General features: G+C 71.9%; 12 protein-coding genes. 10 read left to right on the top strand and 2 right to left on the bottom strand.

The features are described from left to right. Nucleotides 1–91: 91 nt before the first annotated feature. The gene (gene msrA / locus HDC93_RS36450) at nucleotides 92–601 is read right to left on the bottom strand and encodes a peptide-methionine (S)-S-oxide reductase MsrA (RefSeq protein WP_185015061.1); all 510 of its coding nucleotides are present in this window, start codon (nucleotides 599–601) and stop codon (nucleotides 92–94) included. Nucleotides 602–861: 260 nt separating this feature from the next. Here msrA and HDC93_RS36445 point away from each other — a divergent pair, with 260 nt between their 5' ends. The 10 genes from HDC93_RS36445 to HDC93_RS36400 all read left to right on the top strand — a co-directional run bounded on the left by HDC93_RS36445 (nucleotide 862) and on the right by HDC93_RS36400 (nucleotide 11,987). Then, on the top strand, nucleotides 862–1,350 hold the full coding sequence (locus tag HDC93_RS36445) for a TetR/AcrR family transcriptional regulator (RefSeq protein ID WP_185015063.1): 489 nt from the start codon (nucleotides 862–864) through the stop codon (nucleotides 1,348–1,350). Nucleotides 1,351–1,676: 326 nt separating this feature from the next. After that, a complete protein-coding gene (locus HDC93_RS36440; protein ID WP_260419977.1) occupies nucleotides 1,677–2,189 on the top strand; it encodes a hypothetical protein in 513 nt (170 codons plus the stop codon). Nucleotides 2,190–2,585: 396 nt separating this feature from the next. Then, a complete protein-coding gene (locus tag HDC93_RS36435; protein WP_185015059.1) occupies nucleotides 2,586–4,715 on the top strand; it encodes a hypothetical protein in 2,130 nt (709 codons plus the stop codon). 94 nt (nucleotides 4,716–4,809) lie between these two features. Further along, nucleotides 4,810–6,327 carry a GT4 family glycosyltransferase PelF gene (pelF, locus tag HDC93_RS36430; RefSeq protein WP_185015058.1) on the top strand — a complete coding sequence of 506 codons (1,518 nt, stop codon included), beginning with the start codon at nucleotides 4,810–4,812 and terminating at the stop codon, nucleotides 6,325–6,327. Continuing rightward, nucleotides 6,324–7,742, top strand: a complete 1,419-nt coding sequence (locus HDC93_RS36425; protein ID WP_185015057.1) for a hypothetical protein — start codon at nucleotides 6,324–6,326, stop codon at nucleotides 7,740–7,742. The genes pelF and HDC93_RS36425 overlap by 4 nt, the downstream gene beginning before the upstream one ends. A 51-nt stretch (nucleotides 7,743–7,793) precedes the next feature. Next, a complete protein-coding gene (locus HDC93_RS36420; protein ID WP_185015056.1) occupies nucleotides 7,794–8,795 on the top strand; it encodes a GDP-mannose 4,6-dehydratase in 1,002 nt (333 codons plus the stop codon). Nucleotides 8,796–8,862: 67 nt separating this feature from the next. After that, nucleotides 8,863–9,576, top strand: coding sequence for a nucleotidyltransferase family protein (locus tag HDC93_RS36415; protein ID WP_185015055.1), 714 nt, complete (start codon nucleotides 8,863–8,865; stop codon nucleotides 9,574–9,576). A gap of 7 nt (nucleotides 9,577–9,583) precedes the next feature. Next, complete coding sequence (locus HDC93_RS36410) at nucleotides 9,584–10,486, top strand: NAD(P)-dependent oxidoreductase (RefSeq protein ID WP_185015054.1); 903 nt, start codon at nucleotides 9,584–9,586, stop codon at nucleotides 10,484–10,486. Continuing rightward, nucleotides 10,483–11,145 carry a spherulation-specific family 4 protein gene (locus tag HDC93_RS36405; RefSeq protein ID WP_185015053.1) on the top strand — a complete coding sequence of 221 codons (663 nt, stop codon included), beginning with the start codon at nucleotides 10,483–10,485 and terminating at the stop codon, nucleotides 11,143–11,145. The genes HDC93_RS36410 and HDC93_RS36405 overlap by 4 nt, the downstream gene beginning before the upstream one ends. Continuing rightward, nucleotides 11,142–11,987 carry an endo alpha-1,4 polygalactosaminidase gene (locus tag HDC93_RS36400; protein ID WP_185015052.1) on the top strand — a complete coding sequence of 282 codons (846 nt, stop codon included), beginning with the start codon at nucleotides 11,142–11,144 and terminating at the stop codon, nucleotides 11,985–11,987. Before HDC93_RS36405 ends, HDC93_RS36400 begins: the two co-directional genes overlap by 4 nt. Nucleotides 11,988–12,071: 84 nt before the next feature. On the opposite strand, the gene HDC93_RS36395 is transcribed toward HDC93_RS36400, so the two are convergent. After that, on the bottom strand, nucleotides 12,072–12,350 hold the full coding sequence (locus HDC93_RS36395) for a GlsB/YeaQ/YmgE family stress response membrane protein (protein WP_185015051.1): 279 nt from the start codon (nucleotides 12,348–12,350) through the stop codon (nucleotides 12,072–12,074). Between the last annotated feature and the right edge of the window lie 55 nt (nucleotides 12,351–12,405).

Genomic DNA, 12,405 nt, shown 5'->3' with positions numbered 1-12,405 from the left:
GACCAGCTACAAAGCCACCACCGGCATCGAAGTCCTCGCACCCGCAGGCCCTTGACAACCTCCCCCAACCGCAAACTGAACGGCCTTGGGACTAGCCGCGCCTGGGCAACCGCCAGTTCGGGCGCGGGAAGTGGCAGGTGTAGCCGTCCGGATAGCGCTGGAGGTAGTCCTGGTGCTCCGGCTCGGCGTCCCAGAACGGACCCGCCGGCACCACCTCGGTCACCACCGGCCCCGGCCACAGACCGGACGCCTCGACGTCGGCGATGGTGTCCTGCGCGACGCGCCGCTGCTCGTCGTCGAGGTAGAAGATGGCGGAGCGGTAGCTCAGGCCGACGTCATTGCCCTGCCGGTTGCTCGTGGTCGGGTCGTGGATCTGGAAGAAGTACTCCAGGATCGCGCGATAGTCGGTCGCGGTCGGATCGAACACGATCTCGATCGACTCCGCGTGCCGTCCGTGATCACGGTAGGTGGGGTGTGGCTTGTCATTGTCACCGCTGTAGCCGACCCGGGTGCGGATCACGCCGGGGAGCGACCGGATCAGCTCCTGCATGCCCCAGAAGCACCCACCCGCGAGCAGTGCCCTCTCCTCGACATCACTCATGGCACATCACCTTTCTTGCCCGTATCCGTCCCTGCGGGACCAGCCTCGCACATGCACTCCCCTTACGCCGTCACCATCTCGACAGGTGACTGACGCCTCGCTCCATCGATAAGCGCTACGTCGCCGTAGCACTTAGCGCCCATTTCACAACATCAGAGAGGTACTAGACATCTCAGATGCCACAGGATCTGACTAAACTCGGCGGGGTGAGAGCTGACGCAGCACGCAATCTGGAAGCCGTTTTGACGACGGGGGCGCGCCTGCTCGCCGCCGACCCCGGGGCGAGTATCGCGAACATCGCCACCGAGGCGGGCGTGGACCGTCGTACCGTCTACCGGCGGTTCGCCTCCCGCGAGGATCTCCTCGCCGCGATCTACGCCTCCCGCCTCGCAGCGATCGAGGACGCCATGGAGGACGCCCGGCTGCGTGAGGCCCCGGTCGCGGTCGCCCTGCACCGCTACGTCGAGAACACCATCGCCGTCAACCGCACCTGGCCGGTCGATATCGCCCGCATGCTCGCCGACGACGGCGTCCGCGCCCGCCGGGACGCTTCCGTGCGCGAGGTCGACGTCTTCCTCGAACGCGCCACGGAGGAGGGACTTCTGCGCTCCGACCTCCCTCAGGGATGGGCGAGCGCGCTCCTGCCTCAGCTCATGCACCTCGCGTCCCGGCAGATGCCCGGACTGAGCCCCGCACAGGCGGCGGACGTCGTGGTCGACACGCTGCTGCGCGGCCTCGGAACGTCCTGACGGATCGGGTGACGCGTAGGCCGGATCGCGTCGGATGGCCGAGAATCCCAGGATGATCGCGAGCGGGGAAGAGGGCCGCCGGGACCGATACGCGCCAATGTCATCTTCCAGCACCGCGGAAACGGTCGGCCGCGTTCCGCCGTCGTGGTCGCCCCGGATGACACCGACTGCCTGGGCGAACACCGACTCCGCCGCGCCTCCATATTTTCGGCACACCTCGAACACGCCATGGGCACTTCCAGCCGCGTGGCGAGGAGCACCCGCACCGGGGGGCAGACGCTCCGCCCGGCCCCTGCCTAGCCTCCCAGGCCATGCGATCACCCCTGATGAGACGTTTCGGCCTCGGCGCCGTCCTCGCCCTCGCCCTCGCCGTGTTCGGCCTGGCCCCCAGCGCGAGTGCGGCGGACCCGGCGCCGGCGGAGCTGACCTTCGCCACCGACAGCGCGACCACCACGCCCGGCGGCTCGGTCAAGCTGTCGATGACCATCAAGAACAACAACACCTACGACGTCTGGTTCGTGTACCAGACGATCGAGCCGACCTGGCTGACCACCCAGCGCCCCGACCTCAAGTACAGCTTCTCCGGGTGCAGTCTCACCACCGTCAACGGCCCCGCCCCGTGCACCGGCACCGGCCCGGCCAACCTCGGCGGCAACTACGGCGCCACCATCCCGCCCGGTCAGAGCCGTACGGTCACCCTGACGCTGGACGTCGCCGCCGATTCCGGCTGCAACGGCAACATCGGCTTCTACTCGTACTTCTACGCCGAGTTCAGCGACTCCACGAACGTCAGCGGCGGCCCGGTGTACACGCCCGTGACGCGCGTGCTCTGCTCCTGACACTCCGTCCGGAGCCGAGGCGGTGACCTGAAAGCCTCCACGCCCGGGCAGCCGCCCCGGTCTGGATCACTGGCACTCCGACCGGCGGGCCCCACGGGCCCGCCGGTCGGCGGCTCAGGCCCCGGACCAGCGTCCCGGGCCCCCGCGCCCACCTGCTCCGACGTCGGACCGCGACCGGGAACGGCTCATTTCGCTTTCGGAACCACCCCGTTCGACACCTGCGCTTTTCCGTCATGTTCCGCAACATGACCGCGAAATCTCCACACAGGCATCACTATGTGACGCGAACGGATGCGTGACGAACTGGCTTCTGAGGGGGACGCCGGCGGCACGCAAGGGGGTGCGTCCGCTCCGCGGAGCAGTACTCACCCCTGCCCGGGGAGGGGACCTCACCGCATGAAGCGGACCACACGCACCACCGTGCTCACGGTGGGCGCGCTCATCGCCGCACTGGGCCTGCCGGCCGGTGCGGCACGCGCCGACACCACGCCCCGCATCGATCTGCGGGTGCTGGTGGTGAGCGACGGCGGCCCGTCGACCGACGCCATAGCCTCCGAACTGGCCGCGGCGGGTACGCCGTACACCCGGATCGACCTCACGCAGTCCGGCCGGACCGTGATCGACGCCGACTTCCTCGCGGACACCGTGGACGGCAGGCCACGCGCCAAGTTCCAGGCCGTCGTGCTGCCCAACGACAACCCGTTCCCGGCCGGCTCGTCCGAGATGGCGGCCCTGGCGGCGTACGAGCAGACGTACGACGTGCCCCAGGTCGACGCCTACACCTACGCGCGTCCCGAAGCCGGTCTGCAGTACCCCGTCCACGGCGGCTACTCCGGCAGCATCGACGGCAAGCGGGCGGAGGTGACCGCCGCCGGCAGGTCGGGCCCCTTTGGCTATCTCGACGGGACGGTGCCCTTCGAGGACAACGACCCGGCGATCGGGGAGAGTTACGCCTACCTGTCGAAGCCCGTGGCCGGGGCCGACTTCACCCCGTACGTCGAAGCGGCGATCCCCGGTCAGTCGGCCAAGGGCACGCTGGTGGGCGAGTACCGGCACGACGGCCGGCGCGAGCTGGTCGTCACCTTCGTCTACAACCGGTACCAGCAGCAGTTCCGGCTCCTGGCCCGCGGCATCGTGGAGTGGATGACCGGCGGTGTGCACCTGGGCGCCTCGCGGAACTACTTCGCCGTCCACGTGGACGACGTGTTCGCGGCGGACGACCGGTGGAACAGCCGGCTCAACTGCACGCCCGGCGACGTCGACTGCACGGATCCCACCGCGACCCCCGACCCGATCCGGATGACACCCTCCGACGTCGACCACGCCGTCGACTGGCAGAACAGCAACAAGTTCACCCTCGACTTCGCCTACAACGGCGCGGGCAGCGTCGACCACCGCGAGGACAACAACGGCGCCGACCCGCTCGCCGACCGGCTGATCGCACGTCGGGGCGAGTTCCGGTGGATCAACCACACCTACTCGCACCCCTTCCTCGGCTGTGTGCAGGACACGACCGTGGTGCCCTGGAAGTGCGCGACCAACGCCGACGGCAGCACCCGCTGGATGAGCCGCAACGACATCTCCGACGAGATCGCCATCAACCGGGTCTGGGGCGTGAGCGCCGGACTGCCGTTGGTGAACGGCGAGTTGGTGACGGGCGAGCACTCGGGCATGAAGGTCCTGCCGCAGCAGCCCGAGGACAACCCCAACCTGGCCCTCGCCCTCGGCGACAACGACATCGCCTGGCTCGGCTCCGACAACTCCCGTGAGCCCGGCCAGCGCAGGGTCGGTCCGTCCACGACCGTGCCCCGCTACCCGATGAACGTCTTCTACAACGCCGGCCGGGCGGCCGAGCAGGTCGACGAGTACAACTGGATCTACACCAGCCGCGCCCAGGGAGGCAGCGGCATCTGCGAGGACAACCCGGCCACCACCACGTGTCTGCCGGCGCCGCTGGACACCGCCACGGGCTACGCCGACCACATCGTCCCGCTGGAGAAGCAGATCGCCCTCGGGCACGTCCTGGCCAACGACCCCAAGCCGCACTTCATCCACCAGTCGAACCTGGCCGAGGACCGCATCGCCTACCCCGTGCTCGACGGCGTCCTCGACGCCTACAAGGCACTGTTCTCCGAGAACACCCCCGTGGTGAATTTGCGGATGCGCGACATCGGCGCGGAACTCGAGCGCCGAGCGAAGTGGCGGGCCGCACTCGGATCCGGAGAGATCACCGCCTACCGCATCGGCGGCACTGTGTCCGTCGACGCGCCGGACGGACTGGCGGTCACCGCGACCCTGCCCACCGGCACCACGCTGGCCGGTTCCGCGTTCGGCGAGGCCTACGCCGGGTCGGTGTCCGGCTGGACGCCCTCCACGGGCGCGCCGCTCGCCCTCACCCTGCCGGCATCCGCCGTGGCTCCGGCCCCCGACGCGGCCACCGAGACCGCCCCGGCCACCAGGCCTGCCCCGGACACCCGTGTCCCCGCGGGCGTCACCGACCCGGTGGGTCGCAGCACAGACGGCTGAACGGCGCATCCGCGCACGACCTGAAGGTCCTGGCGGCCCCGCGGCGGCCAGGACCGGCCCGTACCACCCCACACCTCGGCCGTGGAGCACATCGATGCCCGTTCCTCAGGGCGCGCGACGTACCGGAGCGACGCGCGTCACCCTGCTCACCGAAGGCACCTACCCGCACAGCCACGGAGGCGTCAGCGTCTGGTGCGACCAGCTCGTCCAGGGCATGCCCGACCTGGCCTTCGACGTCATCGCCGTCACCGGCACCGGACGTGAGCCGGTCGTCTGGGACCTGCCCGCGCACGTCGTCGGCGTGCTGTCCGTCCCCATGTGGGGCGCCCCGCCCGAGGGCCGGCCGCCCCGGGGCCGATCCCGCAACCAACTCGCCGCCTCCTACGAGCGGTTCCTGACCGCGCTGCTCGACCCACGCGCCGAGGACGGGTTCGCGCCCGCCCTGTACGCACTGGCACGGGCCGCGTCGGACGGGACGCTGAGCCCCTTCCTGCGCGGGGACCGGGCGATCGCGATCCTCACCGCGCTGTGGAACCGCCCCGGACTCGCCGTGTGCGAGGCGCGGCCGACCCTGCACGACGCGCTCACCGCGACCGCCCTGCTGGAGCACGCCCTGCGCCCACTGGCCGCCCCGGCCCCCGAGAGCGGGGTCGCGCACGCGGTGAGCGGCGGAGTCGCCGTCCTGCCGGGCCTCGCGGCCCTCGAACAGCACGGCGTTCCCCTGCTGTTGACGGAGCACGGGGTCTATCTGCGTGAGCGCTACCTCGGTTACCGCACCGCGCCCTACCGCTGGCCGGTGAAGGCCGTGGTCCTCGGGTTCTTCCGGCTGCTCGCGCAGGAGAGCTACCGCCGGGCCGCCCTGATCACACCGGGCAACCGCTACAACCGGCTGTGGGAGGAGGAGGGCGGCGCCGACCCGGAGTCGATCCGCACGGTCTACAACGGCGTCGACCCCGCCGCCTTCCCGGCGGCCGGGCCCGAACCGGACTCCCCCACCCTCAGCTGGGCCGGCCGCGTCGACCCCATCAAGGACCTGGAGACCCTCATCCGGGCCTTCGCGCTCGTCCGCGACCGGCTCCCGCACGCGCGGTTGAGGTTGTTCGGCGGGACACCGCGGGGCGGAGAGGCCTACCGGGAGCGCTGCGAGGCGCTGGCCGCCGAGCTCGGGCACGCCGACGCCGTCACCTTCGAAGGGCGCGTCGACGACATCAAGGACGCCTACGCCGCCGGGAACGTCATGATGCTCTCCAGCATCAGCGAGGGCTTCCCCTTCACCCTGATCGAGGCCATGTCCTGCGGACGGGCGACCGTCTCCACGGACGTGGGCGGTGTCCGCGAGGCCGTCGGTGACACCGGGCTGGTGGTGCCCCCGCGCGATCCGGCGGCGATGGCCGAGGCCGCGCTGGAGCTGCTGGGGGATCCCGGGCGGCGCAGGGCCATGGGTGAGGCGGCCCGGTTGCGGGTCATCGAGCAGTTCACCCTCCGGCAGACCATTGACACGTTTCGGTCCGTCTATCTGGAACTGGCCCATCCGACGCAGGAGCCGACGGTCGTGCCGACGTTCGGGGTGTCCGCGCCGGCCGTCCACGGCACCGGAAGCCTCGCGCTGTGAGCGGGCCGATGTCTCTCGAACCCGGGGGCACGGAGCAGGACACGCTGGCCATCCGGCTGGCCGGTCCCCGCCCGCCGCGCCGCCGGCCGCGCTGGGCCCTGGACGACACCACACTCGCCATCCGGCTGCCCCGGCAGGGCCCCGACGAGGAGGCGGTCAGTGAACTCGCCGCCGAACTCGCCGATCGCATAGGCCCCGCCGTCCACCCCTACGAGGTGGCGGCGCTGCTGGAGGCGGAGGGACTGTCCGCCTCCCTGATCAACGAACGCTACGGCCACCCGAACCTGTTCTCCCTGGCCTCCGCCCTCTACGAGCGGGTGCCGCGCACCTTCCCCGAGCCCGCCCCGGCGGCCGACCCCTGGCGTCCCGACACCCTGCGCTGTCTGCTGCGGGGGGTGCTGTTCGCCCTGCCGGGGCTCGCCTACCTGCTGACCGCGCCGCTGTGGAACGCCGGCGGGTACGCCCCCGCGCTCATCGTGGCCGGGCTCGTCTCCTGGGCGTGGGGGCAGGCGCTCGGCCACCGCGCGCACCTGCGGATGGCGACCGGACGCCGGGAGGCAGGCCGTACTCTCCTGTTCGGCGCGCCCGTGGGAGCGGTGGTGGCCACGGCGGTCGCCGCGCTGCCCGCCGAGGGCGGACCGGTGACCCTGGTGGCGGCCGCGCAGTCCGCGTACCTGGCGGCCGCCGGTGTCCTGCTGGTGCTGGGCCGGGAACGGCTGCTGCTGGCCGCGCTCAGCCCGCTGCTCGCGGGAGCCGCCGTCGCGCCCTGGTGGGAGCCCGGCCCCGCGCTCCGGGCCGGGCTGCCCCTGCTGGCGCTGCTCGCCACGCTGACCGTCACCGGCTGGGTCCTGCGGGGTGCCCTCGCGGTCCCGGCCGTCACCGACGCGACCCGGTCACGGCTGCTGTGGTCGCTGCCGTACGGCCTGTTCGGGCTGGCCGCGGGGGTGCTGGTGCTGCTGGAGGGGCGGGAGGAGCCGTACGCGGTGATCGTGCTGACGCTGAGCATGGGGCCGGCGGAATGGCTGCTGTATCGCTACCGGGGGCTGTCGGTCGCCGCGCTGCGGGCCACCGCCACGCCCGCCGGGTTCCTGCTGCGCTCGGCCGGTGTCCTCGGCCTCTGTCTGCTCGCCTATCTGGCACCGCTGCTGCCCGCGGCGCTGCTCATCGGCTCCGACCCGGCCGCCCTGCTGCTGCTCGCCGCCGTCCTGTGGACCGCGCTGCTGCTCCAGGCGTTCGGGGCGGCCTGGTCGTCGGCCGGGATCTGCCTGGCGGCGGCCGCCGGGGCCGGAGCGGTCGTCCTGTTCCGGCTGCCACCGGGCGCCGCCCTGGCCCTGCCACTCGCCTGCGGCGCCGCCGCCCTGGGTCTGGCGGCGTGCGCGCTGTGGCTGCTCGGCCGGCCCGCACCGCACGCCTGAGTCCCACCCCGCTCCCCGCTCGCATCCCACCCAACCGAAGGGACACCGCAGTTGACCTCCGCACCGCTCGCCGCCGTCACCGGAGCCGAGGGCTTCATCGGCTCGCACCTCACCGAGGCACTGGTCGCCTCCGGCCACCGGGTCAGGGCCATGGTCCAGTACAACTCCTTCTCCTCCTACGGCTGGCTGGAGACCCTGCACCCGGACGTCCTGGACCAGGTGGAGATCGTCCTCGGCGACGTCCGTGACCCCGGCTCCGTCCGCGGCCTCCTCGAAGGCGCCGACGCCGCCTACCATCTGGCCGCCCTGATCGCGATCCCGTACTCCTACCAGGCCCCGCACAGTTACGTGGACACCAACGTCACCGGCACCCTCAACGTGCTGGAGGCGGTGCGCGCCCTCGGCACGCCCCGGCTGGTGCACACCTCCACCAGCGAGACGTACGGCACCGCGCAGACCGTGCCCATCACCGAGGACCATCCCATCAACACCCAGTCCCCGTACGCCGCTTCGAAGGCGGGAGGGGACCGGCTGGCCGACAGCTACCACGCCAGTTTCGACACCCCGGTCGTCACCCTGCGGCCCTTCAACACCTTCGGGCCGCGCCAGTCGATGCGCGCGGTCATCCCCACCGTCATCGGGCAGGTCGCGGCGGGAGAGCGCACCATCACCCTCGGCGACCTGCGTCCCACCCGGGACTTCACCTTCGTCAAGGACACCGCGCAGGCCTTCCTCGCCGTCGGCACCGCGCCCGCCGGGCAGGTCGTGGGCCGCACCTTCAACGCCGGGACCGGTGGGGAGATCTCGGTGGGCGACCTGGTCGCGCTGATCGGCAAGGTGATGGACACCGCCCTCGACGTCCGCGAGGACTCCGCCCGCATCCGTCCCGCGAACTCCGAGGTGATGCGGCTGGTCGCGGACGCGAGCCGGCTCGCCGCCGCCACCGGCTGGCAGCCCGCGCACACCCTGGAGGAAGGCCTGGCGGCCACCGTGGAGTTCTTCCGCGACCCGGCCAACCTCGCCCGTTACAAGACCGGCATCTACAACATCTGACACCGCACAGCGGATCTCGTCCGTCACGTCCGCGCACGTCCACGAAGCGTTCACGAAGGAGGAGCCCATGCACGCAGTGATCCTGGCGGGAGGCAAGGGCGTCCGGCTGCGGCCGTACACCACCGCGCTGCCCAAGCCGCTCGTGCCCATCGGCGACCAGCACGCCATCCTGGAGATCGTGCTGCGCCAGCTGTCCACGGCCGGTTTCACCAGCTGCACCATCGCCATCGGCCACCTCGGCGAGATCATCCGCGCCTACGTCGGCGACGGCTCCCAGTGGGGCCTGGCCGTCGACTACGCCACCGAGGAGAGCCCGCTGGGCACCATGGGCCCGCTGCTCAACCTGCGCGACCGCCTGCCCGAGACATTCCTGGTGATGAACGGCGACGTCCTCACCGACCTCGACTACGCCGACGTCCTGCGCCGGCACCGCGCGTCCGGTGCCCCGCTGACCATCGCGACGTACGCCCGCAAGGTGCACATCGACTTCGGGGTGCTGACCACCGACTCCAGCAAGGTCGTCGCGTTCACCGAGAAGCCGAGCATGGACTACCGCGTCTCCATGGGCGTCTACGGCCTCTCCCGCAGCACCCTGGAGGGCTACACGGCCGGACTCCCCCTCGGTTTCGACGAGTTGGTGCTCGACCTGCTCAGGACCGACAACCAGCCGCACGCCTACGACTTCGACGGGTACTGGCTGGACATCGGACGCCCGGACGACTACGACCGGGCCAACGCCGAGTTCACCACCCGCAAGTCGCTTCTGCTCAAGGGAGCCTGAGCACGTCATGCGCATCCTCGTCCTGGGCTCAACCGGCTATCTCGGCGCTCACGTCGCGCGGCGGCTGCGCGCCCTGCCGGGCGCGCGGGTCCTCGTCGGCGGCCGGTCGCCGGCCGCCGATGTCCACGTCGATCTCGCCCGCGTCCGCACGGAGCAGCTGGCGAAGGCCCTGGCGTCGGCCGCGCCCGACACGGTCGTCAACTGCGCGGGCGCGACCGGCGGCGACGCCGTCACGCTCGCCGAGGTCAACGCGCGCGGTCCCGCGGTGCTGTGCTCCGCGCTGCGCGAGGCTTCCCCGGCGGCCCGTCTGGTGCACCTGGGCTCGGCCGCCGAGTACGGCCCGGGCACGCCGGACACCCCGGTGACGGAGTCGGCGGCCACCCGCCCGGTCGGCCCCTACGGTGCGACCAAGCTCGCGGGCACAGTCGCGGTGACCTCGTCCGGCCTGGACGCGGTGGTGCTGCGGGTGGGCAATCCGGTGGGGCCCGGTGCGCCGCCCACCGGGCTGCCCGGCCGGATCGCGGCGCTGCTGCGCGAGGCCGGGCCCGACCCGGCGGCGGTGCTGCGGCTCGGCGACCTGTCCGCCCACCGCGACTTCGTCGACGTACGCGACGTGGCGCGGGCGGTGGTCCTCACGGCCACGGCTCCGGGCCCGCTGCCGCCCGTCCTCAACCTCGGCGGGGGCCGGGCCGTCCCGGTGCGCGACCTGGTGCGGAGTCTGGCCGGACTGGCCGGGTTCCGGGGCCGGATCGAGGAGGGCGCGGCGAGCCCGGCCGGTTCGGCCCGCTCCGCGCAGGTGTCGTGGCAGTGTTCGGACATCTCCGCCGCCGAGGAGGCCCTGGGGTGGCGTCCGGCGCACTCGCTGGACGACGCGCTGGCCACTCTGTGGGAAGGCGGCCGCACGCCGTGAGCCTGCTGATCCCGCTGTACGTCCATCCGGCCGAGGACCCGGGCGCCTGGCACCGGCTGATCACCGCGGCGACCCGCACCTACGGTGTCGTTCTCAACCCGGCGAGCGGTCCGGGCGAGGTCCCCGACCCGGCGTTCACCGCGGCGGCCGGTGCGCTGCGGGCCGCGGGGGCGCGGCTGCTGGGCTACGTCGACACCGACTACGGGGTGCGCGACCCCGCGGACATCACCGAGGACGTGCGGCGGCACCGCGAGTGGTACGCGGCGGACGGCTGCTTCCTGGACCGGGTGACGGCGACGGCGGACGGGCTGCCGGCCTGCCGCCGGCTGGTGCGGACGCTGCGCCGGCTGGGCGTGGGGACGGTCGTCCTCAACCCCGGCGTCCACCCGGCCCCGGGATACGCCCGCCTCGCCGACCTGACCGTCACCTTCGAGGGGCACTGGTCGACGTACGTCTCCGCCTTCAGCCGGCCGGCGTGGACCGCACGACACTCACACGCGGGGCTGTGCCATCTCGTGTACGGCGTGCCCGAGGCGCTCGTTCCGCTGGCCGTTCGCACGGCGCACGAGCGCGGAGCGGCGGTCTGCGGCCCGGTGACGGGCGAACCACCCAACCCCTGGGCCCAGTTGACGCCGGCCCTCGCCGGGGCGCAGCGATGACCGGGCGGGCCCTTTCCCGCGCGGCCCTGCTCACCGCCTTGGCGGCCACGGCGCTGACGGGCTGCTCCGGCGGCACCGAGCCACCGGGCGACGCGCACGGTACGGCGTCGCCGTCGCGGGCCGTGTGGAAGCCCCGCCCGGGTCTCGCCTGGCAGTGGCAGCTCGACGGCAAGGTCGACGCGTCGGCCGACGTGCCGGTCTACGACATCGACGGCTTCGAGAACTCCGCCGCGGACGTGGCCCGGCTGCACCGCGCGGGGAGGAAGGTGATCTGCTACGTCAACGTGGGCGCGTGGGAGGACTTCCGGCCGGACCGGGACGCCTTCCCCCGTTCGGTTCTCGGCGAGCCCAACGGGTGGTCGGGCGAGCGGTGGCTGGACATCCGGCAGTTGTCCGTCCTGCGACCGATCATGGAACGCCGCTTCGACATGTGCCGCGACAAGGGCTTCGACGCGGTGGAGCCCGACCTGGTGGAGGGCTACGGCAACGACACCGGCTTTCCGCTCACCGCACGTGACCAGCTCAGGTACAACCGCATGATCGCGGACATCGCCCACGAGCGGGGGCTGTCGGTGGGGCTGAAGAACGACCTTCCCCAGATCCCCCAGCTCGTGCGGCACTTCGACTTCGCGGTCAACGAGGAGTGCGCCCAGTACGACGAGTGCGGCGAGCTCTCCCCGTTCATCGAGGCGGGCAAGGCGGTGTTCCACGTGGAGTACAAGGAGCCGCGGAGCAGTTTCTGTGCCGAGTCCCGCCGGCTGAGGCTGTCGTCGATGCGCAAGGAGCCGGAACTCGGGGTGTGGCGGAGCCCTTGCCCTACGGGGCGGCCAACGACTGAATAGACCTTGAGGGCTCCCTTCCCGTGCGTACGGGAGGGGAGCCCTCAAGGTCTGTTGGGGTGCATGCAGGTGCGTGCCCGCGACGGGTCAGGCGTGGCGGTGCGAGCGCCGGTTGCCGGCGACGACGCGGTACAGGGCGAGCAGGATGAGGGAGCCGACGATCGCGGCGATCCACGTGGACAGGTCGAAGAACCCGTCGATGGAGTCCACACCGAAGATGACCTTGCCGAGCCAGCCGCCGAGCAGACCACCGACGATGCCGATGAGCATGGTGATGATGATGCCGCCCGGGTCCTTGCCCGGCATCAGTGCCTTGGCGATCGCGCCGGCGAGGAGCCCGATGATGATCCAAGCAATGATGCCCATGGTGCGTCTCCGCTTCGTCGTGTAAGGATTCTGTAAGTCATCGGGTGCGCCGATC

Source organism: Streptomyces sp. AK010 (assembly GCF_014207295.1).
Lineage (GTDB): Bacteria > Actinomycetota > Actinomycetes > Streptomycetales > Streptomycetaceae > Streptomyces > Streptomyces massasporeus.
The sequence above is the reverse complement of the archived record's forward strand: the minus strand, read 5'-3'. Positions and strand labels throughout refer to the sequence as shown.

Excerpts from the sequence above, each read along its gene's own strand:
- HDC93_RS36435 (WP_185015059.1), top strand. The coding sequence starts at position 2,586 with ATGAAGCGGACCACACGCACCACCGTGCTCACGGTGGGCGCGCTCATC.
- HDC93_RS36410 (WP_185015054.1), top strand. The coding sequence starts at position 9,584 with ATGCGCATCCTCGTCCTGGGCTCAACCGGCTATCTCGGCGCTCACGTC.
- msrA (WP_185015061.1), bottom strand. The coding sequence starts at position 601 with ATGAGTGATGTCGAGGAGAGGGCACTGCTCGCGGGTGGGTGCTTCTGG.
- HDC93_RS36400 (WP_185015052.1), top strand. The coding sequence starts at position 11,142 with ATGACCGGGCGGGCCCTTTCCCGCGCGGCCCTGCTCACCGCCTTGGCG.
- HDC93_RS36415 (WP_185015055.1), top strand. The coding sequence starts at position 8,863 with ATGCACGCAGTGATCCTGGCGGGAGGCAAGGGCGTCCGGCTGCGGCCG.
- HDC93_RS36395 (WP_185015051.1), bottom strand. The coding sequence starts at position 12,350 with ATGGGCATCATTGCTTGGATCATCATCGGGCTCCTCGCCGGCGCGATC.
- pelF (WP_185015058.1), top strand. The coding sequence starts at position 4,810 with ATGCCCGTTCCTCAGGGCGCGCGACGTACCGGAGCGACGCGCGTCACC.
- HDC93_RS36440 (WP_260419977.1), top strand. The coding sequence starts at position 1,677 with ATGAGACGTTTCGGCCTCGGCGCCGTCCTCGCCCTCGCCCTCGCCGTG.